Source organism: Bradyrhizobium sp. URHA0013, assembly GCF_000518345.1.
Classification (GTDB): Bacteria; Pseudomonadota; Alphaproteobacteria; order Rhizobiales; family Xanthobacteraceae; genus Bradyrhizobium.
This window is the reverse complement of sequence record NZ_KI912426.1, coordinates 908,635-932,964: the sequence shown is the minus strand read 5'-3', so window position 1 is coordinate 932,964 and position 24,330 is coordinate 908,635. Positions and strand designations below refer to the sequence as shown.

General features: G+C 62.8%; 23 protein-coding genes. 4 read left to right on the top strand and 19 right to left on the bottom strand.

All coding sequences use genetic code 11. The features are described 5' to 3' along the window. From N551_RS0124975 to N551_RS0124950, 6 genes are all read right to left on the bottom strand, one after another. Positions 1-969: a LysR family transcriptional regulator gene (locus N551_RS0124975; protein WP_027569221.1), complete on the bottom strand. Its 969-nt coding sequence runs from the start codon at positions 967-969 to the stop codon at positions 1-3. 44 nt (positions 970-1,013) lie between these two features. After that, complete coding sequence (locus N551_RS0124970; protein ID WP_027569220.1) at positions 1,014-2,687, bottom strand: carbon-nitrogen hydrolase family protein; 1,674 nt, start codon at positions 2,685-2,687, stop codon at positions 1,014-1,016. A 31-nt stretch (positions 2,688-2,718) separates the two neighbouring features. Next, positions 2,719-3,555 (bottom strand): ABC transporter ATP-binding protein, encoded by an 837-nt coding sequence (locus tag N551_RS0124965; RefSeq protein WP_035963096.1) that lies wholly within the window; start codon positions 3,553-3,555, stop codon positions 2,719-2,721. Between the two features lie 12 nt (positions 3,556-3,567). Continuing rightward, positions 3,568-4,563: an ABC transporter substrate-binding protein gene (locus tag N551_RS36230; RefSeq protein WP_245287845.1), complete on the bottom strand. Its 996-nt coding sequence runs from the start codon at positions 4,561-4,563 to the stop codon at positions 3,568-3,570. 28 nt (positions 4,564-4,591) lie between these two features. Next, positions 4,592-5,377, bottom strand: a complete 786-nt coding sequence (locus N551_RS0124955; RefSeq protein ID WP_027569218.1) for an ABC transporter permease — start codon at positions 5,375-5,377, stop codon at positions 4,592-4,594. A gap of 272 nt (positions 5,378-5,649) precedes the next feature. Next, positions 5,650-6,582 (bottom strand): LysR family transcriptional regulator, encoded by a 933-nt coding sequence (locus N551_RS0124950; RefSeq protein ID WP_027569217.1) that lies wholly within the window; start codon positions 6,580-6,582, stop codon positions 5,650-5,652. A 129-nt stretch (positions 6,583-6,711) separates the two neighbouring features. Between N551_RS0124950 and N551_RS0124945 the strand changes: the two genes are divergently transcribed. Together N551_RS0124945 and N551_RS0124940 are read left to right on the top strand one after the other, a co-directional pair. Further along, complete coding sequence (locus tag N551_RS0124945) at positions 6,712-7,650, top strand: ring-cleaving dioxygenase (RefSeq protein ID WP_027569216.1); 939 nt, start codon at positions 6,712-6,714, stop codon at positions 7,648-7,650. Continuing rightward, positions 7,647-8,273 (top strand): alpha/beta hydrolase, encoded by a 627-nt coding sequence (locus N551_RS0124940; RefSeq protein WP_027569215.1) that lies wholly within the window; start codon positions 7,647-7,649, stop codon positions 8,271-8,273. Before N551_RS0124945 ends, N551_RS0124940 begins: the two co-directional genes overlap by 4 nt. A gap of 44 nt (positions 8,274-8,317) precedes the next feature. Here the strand turns inward: N551_RS0124940 and N551_RS0124935 are convergent, their stop codons facing one another. The 5 genes from N551_RS0124935 to N551_RS0124915 form a co-directional block, all read right to left on the bottom strand. Then, on the bottom strand, positions 8,318-9,292 hold the full coding sequence (locus tag N551_RS0124935) for a magnesium transporter CorA family protein (RefSeq protein ID WP_027569214.1): 975 nt from the start codon (positions 9,290-9,292) through the stop codon (positions 8,318-8,320). 158 nt (positions 9,293-9,450) lie between these two features. Beyond that, positions 9,451-11,070: a methyl-accepting chemotaxis protein gene (locus N551_RS0124930; protein ID WP_197031189.1), complete on the bottom strand. Its 1,620-nt coding sequence runs from the start codon at positions 11,068-11,070 to the stop codon at positions 9,451-9,453. Positions 11,071-11,135: 65 nt separating this feature from the next. Then, positions 11,136-11,456, bottom strand: a complete 321-nt coding sequence (locus N551_RS0124925; RefSeq protein WP_027569212.1) for a plastocyanin/azurin family copper-binding protein — start codon at positions 11,454-11,456, stop codon at positions 11,136-11,138. Positions 11,457-11,473: 17 nt separating this feature from the next. Continuing rightward, positions 11,474-12,559: a cytochrome-c peroxidase gene (locus tag N551_RS0124920; protein WP_027569211.1), complete on the bottom strand. Its 1,086-nt coding sequence runs from the start codon at positions 12,557-12,559 to the stop codon at positions 11,474-11,476. Between the two features lie 453 nt (positions 12,560-13,012). Continuing rightward, on the bottom strand, positions 13,013-13,597 hold the full coding sequence (locus N551_RS0124915; RefSeq protein ID WP_051462899.1) for a response regulator transcription factor: 585 nt from the start codon (positions 13,595-13,597) through the stop codon (positions 13,013-13,015). 203 nt (positions 13,598-13,800) lie between these two features. On the opposite strand from N551_RS0124915, the gene N551_RS36225 reads away from it, so the two are divergent. Beyond that, a complete protein-coding gene (locus N551_RS36225; RefSeq protein WP_035962321.1) occupies positions 13,801-14,754 on the top strand; it encodes a helix-turn-helix domain-containing protein in 954 nt (317 codons plus the stop codon). Here the strand turns inward: N551_RS36225 and N551_RS37405 are convergent. Together N551_RS37405 and N551_RS0124900 are read right to left on the bottom strand one after the other, a co-directional pair. After that, the gene (locus N551_RS37405) at positions 14,692-15,063 is read right to left on the bottom strand and encodes a hypothetical protein (RefSeq protein ID WP_027569209.1); all 372 of its coding nucleotides are present in this window, start codon (positions 15,061-15,063) and stop codon (positions 14,692-14,694) included. The two genes, N551_RS36225 and N551_RS37405, sit on opposite strands and share 63 nt — an antisense overlap. Before the next feature lie 69 nt (positions 15,064-15,132). Next, positions 15,133-16,809, bottom strand: coding sequence for a methyl-accepting chemotaxis protein (locus N551_RS0124900; RefSeq protein ID WP_035962311.1), 1,677 nt, complete (start codon positions 16,807-16,809; stop codon positions 15,133-15,135). A 254-nt stretch (positions 16,810-17,063) separates the two neighbouring features. On the opposite strand from N551_RS0124900, the gene N551_RS0124895 reads away from it, so the two are divergent. Next, entirely contained in the window at positions 17,064-17,258 is a 195-nt protein-coding gene (locus N551_RS0124895) for a hypothetical protein (protein ID WP_027569207.1), read from the top strand. Positions 17,259-17,381: 123 nt separating this feature from the next. Here the strand turns inward: N551_RS0124895 and N551_RS0124890 are convergent, their stop codons facing one another. The 6 genes from N551_RS0124890 to N551_RS0124865 form a co-directional block, all read right to left on the bottom strand. Next, positions 17,382-18,878, bottom strand: a complete 1,497-nt coding sequence (locus N551_RS0124890; RefSeq protein WP_027569206.1) for an ABC transporter substrate-binding protein — start codon at positions 18,876-18,878, stop codon at positions 17,382-17,384. A gap of 55 nt (positions 18,879-18,933) precedes the next feature. Continuing rightward, on the bottom strand, positions 18,934-19,938 hold the full coding sequence (locus tag N551_RS0124885; protein ID WP_027569205.1) for an ABC transporter ATP-binding protein: 1,005 nt from the start codon (positions 19,936-19,938) through the stop codon (positions 18,934-18,936). Continuing rightward, complete coding sequence (locus tag N551_RS0124880; protein WP_027569204.1) at positions 19,935-20,948, bottom strand: ABC transporter ATP-binding protein; 1,014 nt, start codon at positions 20,946-20,948, stop codon at positions 19,935-19,937. The genes N551_RS0124885 and N551_RS0124880 overlap by 4 nt, the downstream gene beginning before the upstream one ends. Positions 20,949-20,950: 2 nt before the next feature. Continuing rightward, on the bottom strand, positions 20,951-21,844 hold the full coding sequence (locus tag N551_RS0124875) for an ABC transporter permease (protein WP_027569203.1): 894 nt from the start codon (positions 21,842-21,844) through the stop codon (positions 20,951-20,953). Further along, positions 21,841-22,791, bottom strand: a complete 951-nt coding sequence (locus N551_RS0124870; protein WP_027569202.1) for an ABC transporter permease — start codon at positions 22,789-22,791, stop codon at positions 21,841-21,843. Before N551_RS0124870 ends, N551_RS0124875 begins: the two co-directional genes overlap by 4 nt. 97 nt (positions 22,792-22,888) lie before the next feature. Next, positions 22,889-24,310 (bottom strand): amidase, encoded by a 1,422-nt coding sequence (locus tag N551_RS0124865; protein WP_027569201.1) that lies wholly within the window; start codon positions 24,308-24,310, stop codon positions 22,889-22,891. Positions 24,311-24,330: the final 20 nt, after the last annotated feature.

Here is a 24,330-nt window from a genome sequence, read left to right as displayed (position 1 = left end):
CTAGGCGTGATGGCTCGCCGACATCAGGAAATCGACATCTGCCGCGACGCGTTTCTCGAGGAACCCCATCAAAGCCTTGATGCGGGAGATGTGCAGCAGGTCCTCGTGGACGGATAACCAGATGTCGCGGACGGAAAAATAGCTGGGCAGGATCGGGTGCAGATCCTTGTTGTGGGCGGCTACGTAGGACGGCAGCATGGCGATGCCGAGCCCGTTCGATGCGGCCACATATTGTGAGACCAGGCTGGTACTGCGGAAGACGACGTGGGCCGGCCGCAGGATGTCGGACAGCCAGCGGTTCTCCTTGATGTGGATGTGCTCGTCAATGAAATCGACGAAGTCGTGATTGTCGAGGTCCTTCAGGTCGGAAGGTGCCTGTGCGCGATGCAGGTAACCGCTGGAAGCGTAGAGAAAGCTCCTGAACTCGCCGATCTTCTTCACTGAGAGTCGCCTTCCCTTTGGCTTGAAGAAGCTGATGAAGATGTCGGCCTCGCGCCGCGTCATGTCGAGGAGGCGGGTATCGGTGATTAACTCGACCTGGATCGAGGGCCACGCCTTGTTGAAGGCGGCCATGCATCTCGTCAGGTACATGCTGCCGATGCCTTCCATGGCCGCAATTCGCACTGCTCCGGCGGCGTCCGCGTTCTCGGAACCGACCACGGTCTCGATGATGGCGTTGGCGTTGTTCTCCATGCCTTCGGCAAACTGGAGCAGCCGCACACCCGCTTCGGTCAGGGCGAAGCCTGCCTTGCTGCGCTTGAACAGCGTGTTGTTGAGGCTGCGTTCGAGTTCTCTCACCCGACGGCTGACGGTCGTGTGGTCGACCTTCAACTTCTGGCCCGCGCGAACGAGATTGCGGGTGCGCGCAACCTCCAGGAAGAAGATGACGTCGTCCCAATTGTAACGCAGAGTTCGCGCAGCCTTTGCCACCTCGGCCGTCCTGATATGCCCGTTCGCGAGCTTTGGCATCTAACACTCGCCACTTTCGGGCATATCGGCCGGTACCGCAACCGTCAGGCGGCGATGATCGGGGCGTAGGTCTCGACCAGCCGGTTCGCGAACATGTCGACCTTCGGGATCATCAGCTTCTGCCGGCAGACCGCGAGATCGATGTGCTTGGGCATGACAGCGCCGAGCTTGAGAACGCGCGGCGCTACGACGTTGATGTCCCATAGCGGAAATCCCGTCGGCGGGATCACGAGGCTGCCGCCCGGATAGGGCGAATCGACGCGGTTCGCCAGCACCACCGCTACGCGATTGTCCTCGGCCCTCGGAACGGCCAGCAGTTCGCGTTCGAACGGCTCGCGCAGCGAGGCTGGCCACAAGATGATATCGGCAGCCGCGATGCCGAGGCAACGCGAGACCTCCGGGAATACCACGTCATAGCCGGACATGATGCCGATGCGGCCGAATGGCGTCTCGAACACCGGATATTCATCGCCCGCCCTTGCCCATTTCCGCTCCTCGGCTGTCAGATGGGTCTTGCGGTACTTCCCAGCCTCCTTCCCGTCCGGCCCGATCAGGAACGTCGTCACGTACAGTCCGGCTGCGGCGCGCTCCACCGTAGGGAGTGCGATCAGGCAGTGGTAGCGGGACGAGATCGCGGCCATCCTCGCCAGCAAAGTCGGCGTTTGGTCGGCCAGCACCGCGGCCTCCGCCGCGTTCGGAATGGCGGTCGGACAGAATGCGTACTCCGGCAGCGTGAGGACCTTGATGCCGAGCTTGGCCGCGTGATCGACCATATCGAACACGTCTTCGGCCGGACTGTCCTTGGTGACGTGCATCTGCACGGCCGCGACCTTGGCAACGGATTTCGCCGGGATCAGCGGCTGCTCCGCGATCCTGTAGACCGGCGTCTTCTCATAAGGCAGCGCCATCAGGCCGTAAGTCTCGGGGCGGCGATCAGCGATCTTGTCGTTCGCCGAATAGATCGATTTGTCGTTCGCGGCGTCGAGATCGATATCGGCGACGGCCATACCGTGCGTATCGTACGGCACCTTCGACAGCACGCGTCCTTTGGGATCGACGATCATGCTGCCGCCGGGATAGTAGATCGACCGCTCATAGCCGGCCTTGGTGGCGGCCACGAGCCACAGGCCGTTCTCGTAGCTGCGCGCCGGGCCCCACATGTCCGCCTGGTCCATGCTGAAGAAATTCGCCATGTCGACGATTACTTCGGCACCCTGCAGCGCCATCGAGCGGAAGATCTCGGGAATGCGTCCGTCAAAGCAAATCAACAGGCCTATCTTTCCGAGGTCGGTATCCACCACCGGGCAGCCGCGCTCGCCGAACGCAAACCAATTCTGATCGTGCGTGGCAAGGAACTGCTTGTGGTAATGACAGACGGTCTCGCCGTTTCGGCCGAACATGATGCCGGTATTGAATATCTTCTCCTTGTCCGGATCCCACTCGGTGACGCCGCTGGCGATGTAGATGCGGTGCTTTTTGGCGAGCGCGGACAACGCCGTCACGAACGGGCCGTCCTTCATGGTCTCGGCGAGTTCACGGCAATGCTCGACCGAGTCGAAGAGGTAACCGGTGTCCATGCATTCGGGGAACACCACCAGCTCGGCTCCCTGCCTCACCGCATCCTCGACGTATTGCGTCGCCAACGCGATGTTGTGGTCAAAGTCTCCCAAGCGGGCGAGCGTCTGGACGGCGGCAGCGCGGAAACGGCGCTTCGTCATGTTGGTCTCCATCTTTCGAAGATTGATCGAATTAGTCCCGTTTGACTTCCCGCCAGAAGCGGTCGAGGCAATGGCGTTTCAGCTTGATGAATCCCTCGCCGGTGGTGACGTCGAGGTCGCGCGGCCAAGGCAGATCCACCGGAACAACTTCCGCTACTCGCGTCGGTCGACGCGTCAGCAGCACGACCTCGTCAGCGAGCTGTATGGCCTCCTCGAGATCGTGCGATACGAGCAGCATCGTCGTTTTCAGCTTCATGAAGATGTGCTGGAGCCGTTCGCGCATGAACAGCGTCATCTCGTAATCCAGCGCAGAGAAAGGCTCGTCGAGGAATAGCACCTCGGGTTCCGTCACCAGCGCTCGCAGGATCGAAACCGTCTGCTGCTGGCCTCCGGATAGCGTGTAGGGATAGGCGTTGAGGTCGAACGGCACGTCGAAATCGGCGAGCAGCTTTTCGACACGCTGGCGGCGCTCCTTGCGGTCCACCCCGATCACTTTCAGGGGATAATGGATGTTGTCGATCGCGCGCATCCAGGGAAACAGCGCCTCTCTGTAGTTCTGGAAGACGTACGATATCCTGGTGTCGCGGATGGTCTGGCCGTCGTAAAGCACCTCACCCGCGTCCATTGGCATCAGGCCGGAGATCATGTTGATGAAGGTGCTCTTGCCGCAGCCGTTCGGGCCGAATACCGAGATGAACTTTCCCATCGGAAGGTCGATCGAGAAGTCGTCGTAGATCGTCGTGCCCTGAAAGCTCTTGCTCAGTCCACGCACGGTCACATCGGCCTGCCGCGGTTTGCGCGACAGGACCGGTGACGGGCTCTCGGTTTCTGGCTGGCCCACGTTGCGGATCGCGGTCACTTTCCCCATCGGAATGTCCACTCAGTTTCCGAGATCGGACTTGGCAAGGATCTTGTCCTTGACGTTGATTGGGCCTGCCACCACGCCTTCCTTGATGAAGATGTCGACCAACGCCTGGTACGACCTCATGTCGGTCTCGTTGAGGTCCTTGAAACCGCGTAGAAGGGGCTGCGCCAGAAAGTCGAGCTGATCTTCCTTGGTGGGTGTGTATTTGGTGAGGATCGGCTTGTACTTTGCGAAATTGGCGTTGACGAGGTCGGTCGCCTCGTCGAGGACGGCCACCACCTTGCGCGCCGCGTCAGGCCGCTCTTTCAAGAACTTCGTGGTCATGAGCGAAGCTCCGGAATAGAACGGATCCGCAATCACGCGCGCGACCGGATTGGTCATGGCGCGGGCCGCCTTGCCCGAAGCGACGGCGATCGATCCGACCGGCTCGAGCGACAGCGTCGCATCGACCGTGCCGCCGACCACGGCAGGAATCTGCATGGCGACCGCGAGATCGACCAGCTTGACGTCGGTGTCGGGATCGAGGCCCGCCGATCGGACCATGTGGCGGGAGATGGTGCGCCACTGAATACCCGGAACGTGACCGAGCGATTTCCCCTTCAAGTCGGCAAAGCTCTTGATCGGGCTGTCAGGCTTGACGATCAGGCCGTCATTGATGCGATCAACGGCGATGCCCCCGCCCTGCAGCCCGAACACCTTCAGCTTGCCGGGAAATTTGGCCTCCGCGATCATCGCGATGCCGGCCGCCGCGCCGGGCGGACCGAAGTCCGCGCGCTCCGCGATCAGCGCGTCGATGATCTGGTTCGGCGCTTCCATCTTGGTGGAAACGATCTCGATGCAGGCCTTCTCGAACAGCTTCTCTTCGAGCGCGACGTAATAGGCGGTGGTCTGCATGATCGGCAACCAGACCGCCGTCACCTTCTCGGTCTTTTCGCAGGCCGCATGTGCGCCGGTCACGCCGAGCAGGAACGTGGAAGCTGCGAATGCTCCAAGGAATCTCTTCATCTGCATGATGGCCTCTTCGTTTTGATTAAGCGGTCTATTTGCCGGACCAGTGAATGAGCGAACGTTCGATCGTCAGAAGCACGAGGTTGAGCCCGTATCCCATCGCGCCTGCGATCAGAATGGAGCCGTACATGTCGGTGAGCGAGTACGAGATCTGCGCGTCGATGATGCGGTGACCGATGCCATCGGTCGCGCCTATGAACATCTCGGCGACGATAATCACGACCAGCGCAAGCGACACCGCGGTACGCAGGCCGATGAAGGTCTGCGGCAAGGTTTCGTAGAAGATAACGTCCTTGAAAATGCGGAGCGACGACGCCCCCATTGAGCGCGCTGCGAGGATGCGGGTCTGACGAGCATTCATCACGCCGTAGGCGACGTTGAAGATAATAACGAGCCAGGCGGCGAAAGCGGCGACTGCAATCTTGGCAAAATCGCCAAGGCCGAAGAGCAGCAGGAACAGCGGAAACAATGCGGTCGCCGGCGTGGAGCGGAAGAAGTCCACCAGGAATTCGACCGAACGATAGATCGCGGCCCTGGCACCGAGTACGATACCGATGGGGACACCGGCAACCACGGCGATCAGGGTCGAATAGCCGACGCGCGCGATGGTGTGGACGAAATCGCCGGTCATCTTTCCGGCGGCGATGCTGGCCGCGGTGTCGCGCAGCGTGTCGACCGGCGACGGCAGCAGATCCTTGTTGACCAGCTGCCCCTTGAACGCGATCCACCACAACGCGAACAGCAGCAGCGGCCCGATCGCGAGTTCGATGGCGCGCTTCACCTTTGGATTCGATATCGCTTCATTGATCAATTGCATCGGCATCCTCGTGGTCTTCGCGCCTCGCTGCGTGCCTTCCGCCGTGAGCACAAGAAGTGTTGGCTTCGGGAGCCCGAAAGAAAATGGCGAGATGTGCAATCAATCGTGCAGGAATGCATATTGAAATCAATCATTTGGCTGATTGATTTGCAGGCTTGCAGCGCGCAACACTTAGGCAAACTGAGTCTTTTTGCCCAATCTAGTGGCAGCTATTGAAGGCGATGGGCCCACCGGGCCGATCTCCTCTCCACCAAGCTCCAGCGGCGTTCATCTCATCGACCGGTTGATCCCTCAGTGCGTCTGCGCGCATCAGGTTCGTTTTCCCGGCCAAACCGCTCAACCAGAAAATCGATGAACAGCCGCACTTTCACCGAGAGATGCTGGGTCGGCGGATAGACCGCATAGAGCGCGAGCGGCGGCGCGGAATAATCGTTCAGCACCGTTCGCAGTTCGCCTTTCCTCAAGGCATCGGCGGCGATGAACTCCGGGAGCAGCGCGAGCCCCCTGCCCTTGATCGCGACGTCGCGCAGCACTTCGGCATTGTTGACGCAGAGCGACCAAGCCGGCTGGATCCAGTGATCGCCGTCGGTGCCGGTGAGCTTCCACTGATTGCCCGTCAGCAGGAAGCCGTAGGTCAGCGAGGCGTGGCCGCGCAGATCCTGCGGATGTCTCGGCGTGCCGTGACGTGCGAGATAATCAGGTGAAGCGCAGATCATGCGCGCCACCGGCATGATTTTTCGCGCGATCAAACTCGATGATTCCAATTCCGCGATCCGCAAGGTCACGTCAAAACCGTCCTGGACGGGATCGAGCAGATCGTCGCTGAGCACGAGCTGGAGCTGCAGCTCCGGATATCGCGCCATGAAATCGGCGAGCACCGGCCCGAGCCGCAGGGTACCGAACGACATCGGCGCGTTGACGCGCAACAGGCCGCGCGGCGCCGACTGGGCTTGCGCCACGGCCTGGTCGGCGGCCTCGATCTCCGACAGGATCACGACCGCGCGCTCGAAATAGCGCTGGCCATTCTCGGTCGGGCTCGCATGGCGCGTGGTCCGGTTCAGGAGCTGCACGCCGAGGCTCTCTTCGAGGTCCGCGATGTATTTGCTGATCGCCGAGCGTGACAGCCGCAACTGCCGGCCCGCCTCGGCAAAACTGCCGCTTTCGACCACCTTTACGAAGGCCCGGAGGCTGGCGACCTTATCCATGGGCTGGCGCCGGCGATTGTTTCCAAATCGTAGACATAGACGTCATATTTGCATGGATTGTCTCCAATCCAAAGCGGAACGATATTTCGGGTCAGAGCAAGACCGCTCCCCGAGCTTTGGAGGACGACAATGTCTGGACTGCACCACGTGACCGCGATCGCCGGCGACCCGATCAGGAATTTCGGCTTCTACATCCGGGATCTCGGCCTGCGCTTCGTCAAGAAGACGGTCAATTTCGACGATCCCGGCACCTATCACTTCTACTATGGCGACGAGACCGGCCGCCCCGGCACCATCCTGACCTTCTTTCCCTGGGCCGGTGTGCCAGCCGGGCGGCGCGGCGTCGGCGAGACCCACCAGACCGCCCTCCGCGTGCCGCAACGCTCGCTCGGCTATTGGACGCAGCGCTTCGTCGAGAAGGGCATCGCCTACGAGGCGCTGGAGAAGCGCTTTGGCGAATCCGTGCTGCCGTTCACAGACCCTGATGGCATGGCACTCGCGCTGGTCGGCATTCCCGGTGCCGAGAGCGAGCCCGGCTGGAGCAATGGCGACGTGCCGGCCGAGCATGCGATCCGCGGCTTCCACGGGGTGACCTTGCTGCTCGACAGCGCGGCAAAGACGGCGGCCGTCCTCACCGACGTGTTCGGCTTCAAGGAGACGGCGCGCGAAGGCTCCGTGATCCGCTTCAAGGCACCGGGCGATGTCGAAGGCAGCGTCGTCGACATCTACGAGGCCAAGGGCTTTTTGCGCGGGCACCAAGGTGGCGGCTCCGTGCATCACATCGCCTTCCGCGCGGCCGATGACGCCGAGCAGGGGAAGATGGTGCAAAGGCTCGTGAGCGATCACGGCCTGCACCCGACCGAGCAGAGGGACCGCAACTACTTCCGCTCGATCTACTTCCGCGAGCCTGGCGGCGTGCTGTTCGAGATCGCGACCGACATCCCCGGCTTCGCCGTCGACGAGCCCGTCGCGACGCTGGGACGCGACCTCAAGCTGCCGAGCTTCCTCGAAGGGCAGCGCAAGCAGATCGAGGGTGTTCTGCCGAATTTGGAAGAGAGGGCGTCGTGACCGAGAATTCATTCGTCCATCGCTTCGAGCCCGCGACCGGCGCGGGCTCCCCTCCGCTCCTGCTGCTGCACGGCACCGGCGGCGACGAGAACGATCTGCTCGGGCTTGGCAAGATGGTCTCGCCCGGCGCGGCCCTGCTCTCGCCGCGCGGCCGCGTGCTCGAGCACGGCATGCCGCGTTTCTTCCGCCGCCTGGCCGAGGGCGTGTTCGACGAGGACGACGTGCGCCGCCGCGCGCACGAACTCGGCGGCTTCGTCGCGGAGGCGCGGCAGCGATATGGCCTAGCCGCGCCGGTCGCGGTCGGCTTCTCCAACGGCGCCAACATCGCAGCCGCGCTGTTGCTGCTGGAGCCGGACGTGCTGGCAGGCGCGATCCTGCTCCGCGCCATGGTGCCGCTGTCGGATCCGCCGAAGGCTGAGCTCGGCGGCAAGCCCGTCCTGCTTCTGTCAGGGCAGGCTGATCCGATCGTTCCGCCGAGCAATTCCGCGAAGCTAGCCTCGTTGTTGTCGGGAGCCGGAGCGCGGGTCGAACACAAGGTGTTGCCGGCGGGCCATCAATTGTCGCAAGCGGACGTGACGCTCGCCCGCGACTGGATCGGCAAACTCGCCGTCGAAGTCGCCTGATCCGGAAAAAGCGGCGCATCGTTTTCGAACGGTGCGCCGCGGCTTCATTCGAACCAGCCGCGCCGCTTGAACCAGATCAGCGGCAGCACGCCGCTGGCGATGATGGCGAGCCACGCCAGCGGATAGCCGAACGTCCAGTCCAGCTCCGGCATGTGCTTGAAGTTCATGCCCCAGATGCCGACCAGAATCGTGGGAGGCACGCCGACGACCGAGACGATCGTCAATATCTTGAACAGCTCGTTCTGCTGGATGTTGATGAAGCCGAGCACGGCATCGAGCAGAAGCTGGATCTTGTCCGACAATCGCGTCTCGTAATCGCCGAGCGAGACGACATCCTTGGAGACGGCCTCGAGGCGCTTCTTCGACGCGGCCGTGATCCATTCACTCCCGACATCGCCGGCAAACGCGGCGATGCGGCCGACGCCAAGCAGGACATCGCGCGCCTTGGCGAGCCGATCGGCCAACTCGCCGATGTTCTCCAGCGCCTCGCGCATCCTGCGGCTGGAGCGGACCGGCCGCTTGGTGCGAACCAGCCCGCCCTTGAAGACGCCGCGCGAGAGCCTGTCGACCTTTGCGCCGAGATGCTCAAGGACATCGGCGCCGCGATCGACCATGGCCTCGACCAGGCTGGTGAACACGCACATGCCGTTCTCCAGGCTGTCATCGGAACCGATACGCTTGCCAATGTCGTCAAAGATCGGCAGCTGCGCGAAGCGCACCGTCACCAGCACGCGCGGGCCGATGACGAATCCCACCGGCGTGATCTCGGCCTCGTTGTCCTCGTTGAGCCGAACCGCCGGCGAGCTGAGATAGAGCGTGCCGTTGTCGAGGATCAGGCGGCTCGACGCTTCGATCTCGCTGAGCGAATCCTCGGACGGAACGCGTATCCCGAGCAATCGTTCGACGAACTGCTTTTCCTCCGCGGTCGCGTCCAAAAGATCAGCCCAGATGATCTCGGACGGCATCTGCGCGCCGATCTTCTGCCAGTCGTCGGACGGCCACCTGTACAGTTTGAGCAAGAATGGAACTCCGTGGCCGCATCGTCAGGCCGGATGGTGCATCCGGCTGCCATCCACCGGGCTAACGTCTGGGGGTTCCAAACGTTCATTGCCTTGCCGCGCAGACCCGCGCTGAATAGCTGGCCGCGATCGCCAACTGAAATCTACGCAAGGACTGCTCAAGCCGCCACGTTGGCGAGGAAGCGATTCACCGACGAGCGCAGCTGTGCCGCCTGGCTGGACAGATCGTGGGCGGTTGCCAGAACCATGTCGGCGGAACGGTTGGCATTATCCGTAGCTTCGGCCGTTCCGGCAATGCTTCGGGCAACCTGGGCCGTACCAGTCGCGGCCTGACCGATACTTCTGGAGATCTCTCCCGCCGCCGCATTCTGCTGACTGACAGCCGCGGCGATCCGGCCTGTGAAACTGTCGATGTCGCCAATGATCAAGGCGATCGCTCCAACGTTGTCGACTGCGTGCCGTGTCGCCAACTGCACCTCGTTGATTTGCGACGAAATCTCCTCGGTTGCTTTCGCAGTCTGGGTTGCAAGCGCCTTGACCTCCGACGCGACGACGGCAAAGCCCCGACCCGCCTCGCCGGCCCGCGCGGCCTCGATGGTGGCGTTGAGCGCAAGCAGGTTGGTCTGTCCGGCAATGGTCCGGATGAAGCCGACCACTTCGTCGATCTGCTGTGCCGCGCTTGCGAGCCTGCCGATGGTCTGGTTGGCGGACTCCGCCATACCGGAGGCGCGTTGGACGATTGTGGAGGCGTCGGCCAGCTGAGAGCTAATGGCCTGCACGGACTCACCGAGTTCGCTCGCGGCGGTCGCAACGGTCTGGACGTTGCTCGACGTTTCCTTGGCAGTCGAAGCCGCCTCGCTCGACTGTGTGCCAGCGACGCGCGCCGTCTCGGCCAGGTTCTGCGCCGTGTCCATCAACTCCCCGGTCATGCGGTCGGTGTGGCTGAGCGCGGAGCTGAAGGCGGCGCGGAACGCATCGATCTCGGCCTCCATACGTTGCCGGCGGCCGATCTGCGCGGCGCTGCTCTGATCTTTGGCGGCGATCAAGGCCAAGTCTTCATCGGCGCGGGCTTTCAGGCTGGATTGCATCACGGCCAGAGACTTCAGGAGCCGACCGAGCTCGTCGCGACGACGGACGGATATATCGTCCATGAAGTTGCCGGCTGCCACGCGTTCGGCGATCCGGACTGCGGCCGAAATCGGCCGGCTCATCGAGTAAGTGAAGGCGAGCGCGATGACGAGTCCGATCAGCGCCGTCCCGACCGCCACTGACACCATCGTGGTGCGGGCCGAATTGACCGCTGCTTCCGCCTCCGTGCGATATTCATAGCCGTAAGCCGCGACAAGCTCGACGAGATCGTCGATCGACGTCATCAACCGGTCGCCCTGTTGCGCGAGCAGGAAGCTGGTCGGAATCTCCGTTGTACCGCCGGCGGACGACTTGAGAATCTTCAGCGAGCCGCTGGACCACTCCTTGAGCTGGCCCTCGACCTTCTCGCGGACATTCGTGACATTCGGCGATGAGGTGCGTTCGCGCACGACTTTCAGATCTTCGAAGCTGCTGCGCACCAGATCCTCGAACTTCTTGACCTGTTCGCCCGAGCTGCCCGCGAGCAGGTTTCGCTGGAGCACGAGGCGGGCCTCATGCAGCGCCGCGTGGGCGGCCCGCGCATGGTTGATGCCCATCAGCGGTCCGTCGTACAGACGGATCACCAGGTCCCCGGAATTGCCGATGGCGCGTATGCCGTAGAACGCGATCCCGCAGGCCAGCAGGATCACAACACTGAAGGCACCGAATATCTTGTAGCGTATCGACATCATCAATCTCCGGCGCCACGTGGTCGTTAGTCAGTTACCTTGACCATCATCTTCATGCGCGGATGGATGGCGCAGATTACCAGGACCTCGCCGGCATCCTTGAAGCTGACGTCCGTCGAGGTGCCGGGCGCCTGCGATCCGAGGTTGAATTCGTTGCCCTTGCTGGCCGACATGATGTTGTGGGGCACCGTGTCATCGTTCAGAAACGTGACGGCGGCGCCCTTCTTGACCGAGATGTTCTCGGCCGAGAAGACGCGCCCCTGCTGGTGGATGACTTCGGTGGCCGCATAGGCGCCTACCGAAAGCCCGCTGACGATAACGCAAGTGAACAGAGCAAGTGCACGCATGGGGTATCCTTTCAAATTTAGCGCGGCAGGACCGGCACGGCCGTCGGGGCGAGTTCGCTGGTCAATGTCTTGAGGAACGCAACGAGATCGGCCTTCTCCTGCGCTGTCAGTTCGAGAGGGCGCATGAGATCCGAGCGGCTAGGTCGATCGATACCCGCGTGATCGTAGTGCTCGATGACCTCTTCGAGCGTTGCGAGCGAGCCGTCGTGCATGAAGGGGCTGCGGCGGCTGATCTCGCGAAGGCCCGGGGTTTTGAAGGCGTGCTTCATTTTGATGACACCAGGAAGGTACTCGCCACGGCCGACGTCGCTGCTCGGCAGCCCGATGTCCTGAAAACCTTCATTGGTGAAGTTCCAGCCTTCGTGACAGGCCGCGCACTGCGCCTTGCCGTTGAACACCGCGAAGCCCCGCTTGGCATCTTCCGAGATCGCCTTCTCGTCGCCGTCGATCCAGCCGTCGAACGGCGCCCGTTCGGAGACGACGGTACGCTCATAGGTCGCGATCGCCTGGCCCAGCGTCTTGGCCTTGATTCCCTCGCCCGGGAAGGCGGCCTCGAACATCGGCTTATATTCGGGAATGCCGGAAAGCCGCTGCATGAGCTCGTCGAGCTTCATGTTCATTTCGCCGGGGGACTGGATCGGGCCGAGCGCCTGCTCCTCCAGTGTCGGAAGACGGCCATCCCACATGAAGATGGCGCTCCAGGCCGCGTTGACGATGGTCGGTGAATGACGCCCGAGCTTCGCCATGCCGTGGCCGACGCCGACCGCCAGCCCGTCGCCCCAGCCGAACCCGGGGCTGTGGCAGCTCGCGCAGGACTGCGCCGATGTCACCGAGAGGCGGGTGTCGAAATACAGCTTCTTGCCGAGCGCGGCTTTCTCGGGCGTGTACGGATTTTCTTTCGGGAACGGGATTGTCGAGGGTCTGCGATACAGGGCCTTGAGGGCGTCGAGCCCGCCCGGCGCCTTCTGTGTGATCTCGACCTTGCGGCTTTCACCGATGACGGCTGCGCCGAAACCGATCGTGCTGAAGCCGATAGCGCCAATACCGGCCGATGCGACTGCGGCGGCGAAGATGGTATAACGTGAGGAGCCGAACATCGGCATGCAATGTCCCTCGAGAGGGTGTCATTCGCGACACTGGAAAACCTTCGAGGCAATGCACCGCCCTTCTGGCGTGATGAAAATAGAGGCAGATCGTTAAAATAAAATGTTGGCGCCAGCAGATCGGCATGTATTTTCGGCAAACCAGCAAATACAAATTGCAGGAAAAAGCGGCAACAACCGTCATGATACCGAAGTTGTAGGGTAGGCCGTCTGAGTTGGAACCATATCAATACGGAGTATTTAGCCTTTCCCGGTGCGTGCGCCTCCGCGCGCGTGAACCGGGAAACAGTGGCAATTGAATTGCGGCGCAAGAGCAATCCGCGGCCAAGAATGGGATAGCCGGACGACTTGGCGATCATGCTTGAGCAGCGATCCTGTTCAGGGCTCGACTTGGTACAGGGTGCCAGAGACCGCGGCTCGACATGCCTGCCGATGGTACAGTCGAAATTGTCTTCACGTGCCGGAACGCTTCGCCGTAATCGCAAGGCGCACCAGCTCGGCGGGATTTTTCGCGCCGACCTTCTGCATGATATTGACCCGATGGCTCTCGATGGTGCGTGGGCTCAGATCCATGCGGTCTGCGATCTCCTTGGTCGACCTCCCGCCGATCAGCTCGGACAGAACTTCCCGCTCGCGAACCGTGAGCGGCGGCCGTCCGGGGAAATGAAACACAGGCCCCGAGCTCCTGGACTCCCCAGGTTTCAGAGCTGCCGCAACCCGCGCAACGAGGTCGTTGCCCCGAAATGGCTTCTCGATGAAATCAAAGGCGCCCTGCTTGATCGCGCGGACAGCCGTTACGACGTCGCTGCAACCGGACACCATGATGATGGGCCGATCAAAACCTCGGTTCCGGAGTTCCCTCAGGATTTCCAACCCCGAAGTGTCATTCAGAACGACGTCGACGAGGACGCAAGAAGGATTGGAATCGAGGCACAACGCAATGAATGACTTCGGATCGTTGCAGCCGATCACATCGAACCCCGCCCTGGTGAGCACGAGCGAGACCGTCTGCCAGACCGCGGGTTCGTCATCCAGCACCAGAACAGGTCCGGCAGGCACTTGAACGGAAGGACTACCCGTACAATTACGTCTCGCGCGATTCATATGCTGTATGCCAAAAGGTCAGTGCTGATGCTCGCCGAATCGAGCGAGGCTTTGCATCGACGCTTAAACAGGCGCGGTTCATCCGCTCGGCTTGTTGGGTCCAATCCATCGGCCAACGGGGAATTGGGAGGAGATTTATGGAGGTCGCATTCTCCACCGCAGACGTGCATCCGCGGGACCGTTTCGACTATTGGCAAGCTGCCACGCGCGAGCGGATCGCCGACCACGACTCCTCGATTTCCTCTCGCGACGGTTTCAACGCAGAGCTGTCGGTCGGACGCGTTGGGTCGCTGGGCCTGGTTAGATCACGTAACTCCGAGATTCAGGTCGCTTCCACAAACCGGCATGCGGCCCGCTCGGACCCCAGCGAAGTCCTGTTATTCTGTTTGCTCGCTGGTCGAATCCTGCTGGAACAAAGCGATCGCAGGGTGTCCTTGGACGCAGGCTCACTCGCGTGTGTGGACCCGCGGCTCGCCCACACGATGCACTTTCTCGATCAGTCGTCCACGCTCATCATCAAAGTTCCGCAAACGGAACTTGAAGCAAGGCTCGGTAAGAACTTCGATATTGCGGCTTGCCGCATCGCTCCGTTGGGTCCGCAGGAGCGCCTAACCCTATTCTTTGCAGCCAAGCTGGAACAGCTGAGCGGTACACTCGATAGGACAAGCGAGGAAACCATCTCGACGCAGGCAATCGACTTGATTGCGCTCTCCCTCGGGAACGCGGTCGATAGGCCAACGCAACTTCCGGCAAGCAAATCACGCCTTGTCTGGCACATTCACCGCGCCATCGACGCGAGATTGCAGAATACCGACCTCACGCCGGAGCGAATCGCCGAACGTGTCGGAATTAGCGTTCGCCAAGCCAACAGATTGCTCGGAACGCAGGGCAGCTCACTCATGCGGCTCGTCCAAACCAAGCGACTGGCGCGATGCCGCCACGCGCTGGAAGACCCGAGACAAATACACCGTTCAGTCAGTGACATCGCTCTCGGCTGGGGATTTTCGGACCTGACCCACTTCAGCCGATCATTCAAAAGAGCTTATGGAATTTTGCCCAGCGACCTCCGAAAGCTCAAAGAAAGCCGGTGAAAGCGGCCCCTTCGTTTCGGCCACGGCTTGGCGCGCGACGTATCGGCGAACGTCGCAGAGCTGCTTCTCCAACAGCACCAGCTCCTCGAGGGCAGCTTTCAGCTCCCTCTGAAGCCGCCGAAAGCGCATGCGATAGCCGTGCCGCTTCGCACCGTTCAACGCTTCGATGGTCGATTCCAATTCGGCGAAGCACTGTGCAAATTTTGCCCTCTTTTCCCTGGTCTCCTTGCTTTGCGCAATGAGATCGGCTGCGATGAGACGCTGTTTCAACACAGGCTCGCTAAGGTGCAAGGTTGTGACGTTCGACATCTTGGACAATCGATACTGGAGAGAACGGGATGGCGCCTGGCGTTCACCAGGCGCCCGTTGCTTTTCAGATCAGGCGGCGCGTACGGTGGAGAGGAACCGCTGTACCTGAGCTTTCAGCCTGTTGCTGTCGGAGGACAGTGATTGCGCCGAGGACAGCACCTGGCTGGACGCCCCGCCCGTCTCCGTCGCCCCCCTCTGAACGTCGACGATGTTGGAGGAAACCTGCTGAGTGCCTTGGGACGCCTGCTGGACATTGCGCGCGATCTCCTGAGTGGCGGCGCCCTGTTCCTCCACCGCTGCCGCAATGGTCGACGAAATTTCAGAAAGTCGTTCGATCGTACCGCTGATACTTTTGATCGCCGTGACGGATTCCTGCGTTGCGGCCTGAATGCTGGTGATCTGCTGTCCGATGTCGCCGGTTGCCCGCGCGGTCTGCTCGGCCAACGCCTTCACCTCGGAGGCAACCACTGCAAAGCCGCGGCCCGCATCGCCGGCCCGCGCTGCCTCGATCGTTGCATTCAGCGCCAGCAGGTTGGTCTGTCCGGCGATCGTGTTGATGAGCTCAACCACGTCGCCAATGCGGGTCGAGGCCCGCGACAGCTCGCTGACCTGGTTCATTGTGTTGCGGGCCTGGCCGACGGCTTCGCCAGCCATCCGCGCCGATTCCTGAACCTGCCGGCCGATTTCGTTAACCGACGTCGACAGTTCTTCCGTTGCGCTCGCAACCGACTGGACGTTGGCAGAAGCCTGCTCGGACGCGGCGGCAACGGTCGTGGTGACCTCCTGAGCACGTGTCGCGGAATGGGTCAACGTGTTGGCTGAGGCTTCCAGCTCGGTAGAAGCGGACGCCACGGCGTCCACGATCTCGCCGACAGCGTGCTCGAACTCGTTGGCAAGCTTCTCCATTTCCAGCTTGCGACGCCTTGCTTCCGCCTGCTCGTTGGCCTTTTGCTCATCCTCCATCCGGCGCACGCGCAGGCCGTTCTCCCTGAAAACGAGGAGTGCCTTGGCCATGTCGCCGATTTCGTCGTTGCGCGTCGTATATACGACTTCGGTGTCGAGGTTCCCGTCGGCGATAGTCCGCATCGTGCCGTTCAGCCGCTGGAGCGGCGAAGTCACCCGCATCAACACAAAGCATGCAGCGACGAGACCCATCAAGAGTGCGACGCCCCCGACCGTGAACGTCACCAGTTTTGCGAGCGAATAGCTGCCGCGTGCCTCTGAAACGGCCTCAGCGGCACCCTTCTCATTGAATTCGACAACGGCGTCGATGGCGTTCTGCGCCTCACTGAACGCTGCACTCCCCACGCCATTGTAGTCGCTTATCGCCTTGGCCGGATCACTCGCGGCCAGCATCAGGATGCGATCCTGCTCATTCTTATAGAAACCTGACTTTTGCTGGAACTTATCCCAAAGCGCCCTTTCCTGAGGCGATACGATGGTAGCCTCATAGACCTTCCCGGCCTTCTCGGCATTAGCCATATATTGCGAGAGCTGCCCTTCTGTAGTTCTGCGCTGCAACGGGTCGGTGGTCACGATCAGGCGGCTGCCGGCGACCCGGCCGCGTGTCGACCAATACTTGACGTCACCCAGCGCTTTCGTCGCAGGCAACCAATTGGTGGCAAGGTCTTCCGCATTCGCATTTAGCGCTGCCGCGCGGGAAAGTGCCATCCATGCCTGCGCCATTAGAAGGAGCACAAGGAGGGAAACGATTCCAAGTAGGCAAATTTTAACACTCAGGCGCATGTTTGCTCCCGCAAGCAAAGGGTTAATAAAACGCCCTGCATCCTTGTTCGAGTTGGTTGACGAAAGCTAACCGATGACCATCGTGTGACTACGGGATTGCCGCAGCAGATGCCGGGCGGCGCGTTCAACTGCGGCGCTCCGGCTCAGACTGACGTGAGACGGACGGTCTGTTGTGAGTCAGCGGGAAAGAAGCGAGAGACGCTGCTTGGAAGACCAAGGTTGGTTTTGGTCTGCCTGGCCACGAGGTCTTGGCGATGACGCGCCTGCAAGGTTTGCTCGCAATCGAGACGGCCGGTCAGATCTTCACCTCGTCCGGGCAGACTTGGCATGTGGTGGCGACGGCGGCCGACGAGTTCTGCGACGATGCCATCATGCCAGTGTTTTGCCCGACGCGTCAACGGCATCGCGCTACGCGAAGCCATTCGATGGCGTGCCGCGCAAGTCATTGAAACAACTACCCTCGGCTACTGTGCATGGGGTTGTTTTTCAGGTTTTTTGTTTGGACCGGTGTTGTGACGATCTCTGCCGGTGGGAGAGATCGTCACCGACATCGCGCAATCGACCTGCGCGACCTACTCCCACGCCCATGTCGAGAAATCGTTCTCGTACTGCGGCACGTCCTTCCAGACGCCTTTCAGCTTCTTGTTGGTGATGGTGATCAGCTGCGGCTGGTACAGATAGCCGGAGACCGCGTCGGTTGCCAGCATGCGCTGGGCGTCGCCGAGAAGCTTGACACGGGCGGCTTCATCCGGCGTCGACACGATCTGCTTGTAGAGCGCGTTGAAGGCGTCGTTGTTGTAGCCGAGATAGTAGTCCGGCTCGGTGATCTTGACGAGATCGAACGGCTCGACATGGCTGACGATGGTGAGGTCGAAATTGTGCGGACCATTGCCGGCGAATACCTGCGACAGCCACTGCGCCCATTCGACGTTCTCGATCTTGGCGATGATGCCGACCTTGGCGAGTTGGGCTGCGAGGATCTCGCCGCCCTGCCGCGCATAGGATGGCGGCGGCAGCTTCAGCGACAGCTCGAGCGGCGTGGTGATTCCGGCCTCGGCGAGCAGCTTCTTGGCTTTCTCGGGATCGAACGGGTTGATGCCTGTGGTGTCGACATAGCCGAGCGCGGTCGGGACGTAGAAGCTGCCGATCGGCGTGCCGAAACCATCGACGGCGCCGTCGATCATCGCCTTGCGATCGATCGCGGCGAGAATGGCACGGCGCACGCGGACGTCGTCGAGCGGCTTCTTGCGATGGTTGATGCCGACGATGGTCTTCGCCCGGGAGCCGCCGACCATAACGTTGAAGCGCGGATCGGCCTTGAACTGCGCGATGGTGCGCTGGGCCGACACGCGCGGAAACGCGTCGACGTCGCCCGACAGCAGCGCCGCCGCCTGCGCCGACGGATCGGAGATGAAGCGGACCGTCACCTTCGAGAGCTTGATCGCGGCGGCGTTGCGATAGTCGGCCCATTTGGTCAGGGTCATCGAGGAGCCCTTGGCCCAGGCGCCGAGCTGATAGGGCCCGGTCCCGACCGGCTGCGTGATATTGGTGGCAGCGCTCTTCGGCTCGACGATCGAGCCGCTCGCCTGCCCCAGCAGGAACGGCAGGTTCGGCTCGGAATTCTTCAGGCTGATCACGACCGTATTGGGATCGGGCGCGGCAACGGACTCGAAGCTCTGGAACAGGCTCTTGTCCTTGTTGGTGCTGGTGGCGACAGCATTGCGCTCAAACGAGAACTTCACGGCCGCGGAGTCGAACGGCTCGCCATTGTGGAACTTGACGCCCTTGCGCAGCTTGAACGTATAGGTCTTCAGATCGGGCGATGCGGTCCAGCTCTCCGCCAGCAGGGGCGACGTGGTGCCGTCCTCGTTGATCTTGGTCAGGGTCTCATAGATGTTGTAGAGCGTGACCTCGGCGATCGCTGCGGCGGCGGCATTGGTGGGATCGAGCCCGGGCGGCTCCAGCGCCATCGCCATGACGACGCTGTCCTTCTTGGACTGCGCCAGCACCGGCAACGGAGCCACGGCAAGCGCGGCGGCGAATGCGACGATCGATAGTTTCCTGAACATGCGTAACTCCCCGGCCTTGTCTCGTCTCAAGCCTACGCCAATCCCGCCGCGGACGCTAACCTTCCACGGGCAATTGCGGCAACGCCATCACGGCTTCCGCCTTATGGCAGGCGGCCAGATGCGTCTCGCCCACCTTGCGTAGCTCAGGCAGAACCTCGCGGCAATGCTGGTCGGCGAGCGCGCATCGCGAGACATAGGGGCACCCGGTCGCCGCCGCCGATTGCGAGGCAATCGCCTGGGCCCCGCGCCGGCGCCGGCCGCCGCCGGCGCGCACCCGCGGCACGGCGTCCAGCAGTGTTCGCGTGTAGGGATGGGCGCAGCGCTCGAACAAATCCTCTGGCCTGCCCTGCTCGACGATGCGGCCGAGATACATCACCGCGACCTCGTCGCAGAGATAGTCGACGACGGCGAGGTCGTGACTGATCAGGACGTAACTGAGGCCGAACTGTTCCTGGAGGTCCTGCATCAGATTCAAGACTTGCGCCTGCACGGAAACGTCGAGCGCGGAGACCGGCTCGTCGGCAACGATCAGCTTCGGCTGGGTGATCAGCGCGCGCGCAATAGCGATGCGCTGGCGCTGGCCGCCGGAGAATTCGTGCGGATACTTCTCCATGTCGGCATCGCGCAGCCCCACCTGCCGCAGCACCGCGGAGACGCGGGCACGGAACGTATTCCGGTCGGCGTCTTCCAGCACAGTGAGCGGTTCGGCAACAATGCGCGCGACGGTCTGGCGTGGGTCCAGCGATCCGTAGGGATCCTGGAACACCATCTGGAAATCACGGCGGGCGCGGCGCAGCTCGTCAGCGGAGATGCGGTTGAGGTCGCGGCCGAGCAGCGCGACCTGCCCCGATGTCGGCCGTTCCAGCGCCATCACCACCCGCGCGAAAGTCGACTTGCCTGAACCGGACTCGCCGACGATGCCGAGGCTCTTGCCGGCGTCGACCCGCACGCTCACACCGTTGAGCGCGCGCACCTGCCCCGGCGGGCGAAACACGCTTTCGCGCGGCAGCGTGTAGCGCTGCTCGAGATCCTTCACGTCGAGAAGAGGCGCCGTGCTCATGCGGTCAGCGCTCCGACGCGTTCGGCCATGGAGACGTCCGTCCGGATGCAGCGCACGAAGTGGCCGGGTCCGACGTCCACCATCGGTGGAAGCGCGGCCCGGCAATGCTCGATCACGAGCGGACAGCGATCGGCGAAGGTGCAACCGGAAGGCAGATCGGCGAGCTCCGGCACCGAGCCCGATATCGTCGTCAGCCGCGTCCCCTTGCGTGCGCCGAGTTTCGGTCGGGCGCGGAACAGGCCCTGCGTATAAGGATGGCCCATCCGGCGGAACACTTCGTCGGTCGGCCCGCTCTCGATGATCGTGCCGCCGTACATCACCATCATCCGTTGCACGTTCTCGGCGATGACGCCGAGATCGTGCGAGATCAGGATCATCGACATGCCGCGCTCTTCGACGAGATCGGCGATGAGGTCGAGGATCTGGCCCTGAATGGTGACGTCGAGCGCCGTGGTCGGCTCGTCCGCGATCAGAAGGTCGGGCTCGCAGGCGAGCGCCATCGCAATGGTGACGCGCTGACGCTGGCCGCCGGAAAACTGGTGCGGATAGGCGTCGACGCGCCTCGCCGGATCGGGCAATCCAACGCGGTCGAGCAAGGCGATCGCTTCCTTGCGCGCCTGCGCGGCCGAAAATTTCCTGTGACGCCGCAGCGGCTCGGCGACCTGGTGTCCGATCGTGTGCATCGGATTGAGCGCGGTCATCGGCTCCTGGAAGATCATGCTGATGCGATTGCCGCGCAGCCGACAATAGTCTGCGTCCGACAATCCAGCGAGTTCGCCGCCATCCAGCTTGATGCTGCCGGTGACGGACGCGCTGTCCGGCAGCAGCCCCATCAGCGACAACGCCGTCACCGACTTGCCGCAGCCGGATTCGCCGACAAGCCCGAGCGTCTCGCTGCGCTTCAGGGCGAAGCTGACGCCGCGCACGGCCTGTGCCGGCCCGCGGCTGGTGTTGAGGCGCACGCCGAGATTTTCGACCTCGATCAACGGCATGGTCGAGCGCTCGCCCATCGTCATCGCTCCCGCGCCAGTCGTGGATCGAGCAGATCGCGCAGTCCGTCGCCGAGCAGATTGAGGCCGAGCACCGCGATCGCGATCGCAGCGCCCGGATAGACCGCGAGCATCGGCGACTGGAACAGCAGCGTCTGCGCGTCGTTCAGCATCCGTCCCCAGGACGGCTGCGGCGGCTGCGTGCCGAGACCGAGATAGGACAAAGCGGCCTCGGCAAGAATCGCGAGCGCAAACTGGATCGTCGCCTGCACGATCAGGATCGACATGATGTTGGGCAGCACGTGCTCGATGGTGATGCGAAACTTGCCCTTCCCCGCCGCGCGCGCGGCCAGCACAAATTCGCGCGCCCAGATCGCGTTGGCCGAGCCGCGCGTCAGCCGGATCAGCGTCGGGATCTGGAAGATGCCGATGGCGACGATCGAGGTCACCATGCCCGGCCCCACGACTGCGGCGAGCATGATGGCGGACAGCACGGCCGGAAAGGCGAAGGTGAAATCGGAGAAGCGCATGATGATCTCCTCGGTCCAGCCACGCCTGGCCGAGGCGATCAGGCCGAGACAGACGCCGAAGGTGAGACCGATGCTCACCGCGATGATGCCGACCATGATGGTGGAGCGGGCGCCGGCGAGCAGCAGCGAAACGATGTCGCGGCCGAAGACGTCGGTGCCGAGCCAGTGCGCGGCCGAGGGCGGCCGGAGCTTTGACGCGATGTCGATCTCATAGGGCGACCAGGGCGTCCACAGCAGCGACAGCAGCGCCGAGGCGAGCACCAGCAGGCTCAGCGCGCCGCCGAGCACGAAGCTGCGATGACGCAGCGCGCGGCGCCAGAAGGTCCGGGCCGGCAGAGGGCGCGCCATGGCCGGCGCCTCGACGAGGGTGGTCAGCGGCGCGCTCACAGATCGTGGACCTTGATGCGGGGATCGACGAAGGCATAGAGCACGTCGACCACGAAATTGACGATGACGACCATGGTCGCGAGCAGCATCACGCAGTTGCGCACCACGATGAGGTCGCGGTTGGCAATCGACTGGAAGATCAGGCGGCCGAGGCCGGGTAGATAGAACACGTTCTCGATCACGATGGTGCCGGCGAGCAGATTGGCGAATTGCAGGCCCATCACGGTCATCACGGGGATCATGGCGTTGCGCAGCACGTGTTTCCACATCACCTCGCGCTTGCCGAGGCCCTTCGCGCGCGCCGTGCGGACGAAGTCTTCACGCAGCACTTCCAGCACCGCCGAGCGCGTGACGCGTGCGAGGATCGCGGCCTGCACCACCGCGAGCGACACCGCCGGCAGCAGCAGCGACTTGATGCCGGGCCAGATGCCGTCCTCCCAACCGGGAAAGCCGCCCGCGGATAGCCATTGCAGCCGCACCGAGAACAACAGCACCAGCAGGATAGCGAACCAGAAATTCGGCAGCGCGATGCCCACCTGCGTCAGCGACATCACGCCGACGTCGCCGATCTTGTTGTGGTTGGCGGCGGTGTAGATGCCGGCCGAGAGCGCCAGCGTCACCGTGATTAACATCGACATCATCGCGAGCGGAATGGTCAGCACCAGCCGCTCCGCGATCAAGGCGGCAACCGGCGTACCGTAGACATAGGAGTTGCCGAGATCGCCGACCAGCAGTCCCTTGACCCATTGCAAATAGCGAACCGCCAGCGGCTGGTCGAGCCCGAGCTTGACCGTGAGCGCGCGGACCGCATCTGGCGAGGCGTCGGCGCCCATCAGCATCTGCGCAGCGTTGCCCGGGAGAGCATCCAGCACCAGGAAAATGATCACGGATGCGCCGACCAGCGTCGCCAGCAAGGTCAGCAGACGTCGGAGGACAAATACGCTCATGCGCGCTCGGATTCAGGGTTCATCCGTTGGACGATCAACATGTCCGGGCACCGGAGGCAAGTGCTTTGCAAACAGGTCCTTTGCATGCCCCTCACCCTCAGCCGGGCCAGCGGGACAGAAGGCCTTGCGAGGCCTCGAACAGCGCGCTCACGCGCAGCAAGTCCGCATCGGCGCGGAAGCGGCCGACGAGTTGCAATCCGATCGGCAGGCCGTCGCGGCCGAAGCCGCAGGGCAGGCTGATCGCGGGGTGTCCGGTCATGTTGAACGGCATGGTCCAGGGGAACCAGTGCGGCCGGACGCTGTCAAACTGCTTGCCGTCGATCTCGATGGTGCCGAACAGGTCCTGATCGATCGGCAGGGCGGTGCGGGTGATGGTTGGCATCGCTAGCAGATGCCCGCGCGCAAGCAGGGATTGCACCCGGCGGAACAGCGCCGTGCGCGCGAACATCGCCTCCTGATAGACGACGCCGCTGACGTCGGTGGCAAGCGCAAGCTGCTTGAGGAAGGCCTCGCTCAGCGCGTCCCCATGCTCGGCCGCGAGTTTGGCAAAGCGCGTGCGCCAGACCGTGTGATTGATGGCGCGCCAGATCGGCTCGATGTCGAACCCCTCGCCCGAAAATTCCTCGAGCTCGGCACCCAGGCCCGCGAGCCGATCGAGGCTGGCCTTGAAGCCGGCTGCGACATCGGCAGAGACAGGGCGTCCGGGCGGCGACAGGCAGTACAGGATTTTCTGCCCACGCAGATCGCCGCGCGGGGCGGCCGCGCCGATGAAGTCGGGCACGGGAACACCGATCGACCAGGGGTCGCAAGAATCCTCGCCGGCCATCGCCTGCATCATCAACGCGGTGTCGGCGACGGTCCGCGTCATCGGCGTGACATAGGTCTGGTTGCCGAACGCGTCCAGCGCCTGGCTGTGCGGGATTACGCCGTTGCTCTGCTTCAGCCCGACCACGCCGTTGCAGGCGGCGGGAATCCGCGTCGAGCCGCCGCCATCGGTCGCGATCGCAAGCGGCGCGATGCCGCTCGCCACCGCCACCGCCGCGCCGCCGCTGGAGCCGCCCGGCGAGCGCTCGGCGCTCCACGCATTGCGGGTGCGGCCGAACAGGGGCGAGTCGGTCAGGCACTTGCTGCCGAATTCGGGCGTCGTGGTCTTGCCGATCAGGATCGCGCCTTGCGCGCGCAGCCTTGCAACCGCGACGGCATCCTCGTTCGGAACATTGTCCTTGTAGGGAACGGCACCGAAGGTGGTCTTGACGCCCCTGGTGTTGACGATGTCCTTGACGGTGACGGGGATGCCGTGCAGCAGGCCGAGCGGCTCGCCGGCCATCACCTTGCGCTCGGCCTCGCGCGCGGCGGCAAGCGCCTCGTCGCCGCAGATCGTGATGAAGCAGTTCAGCTCAGGCTGGAGCGCCTCGGCACGGGCGAGCACCGCACTGACGAGTTCGACGGGGGAGACCTCCTTGCGGTCGATGCTCGCGCGCAATTCGGTGGCGGACAAGAAACAGAGATCATCGTTCATGGAAGGACCGGCTCGCTTCA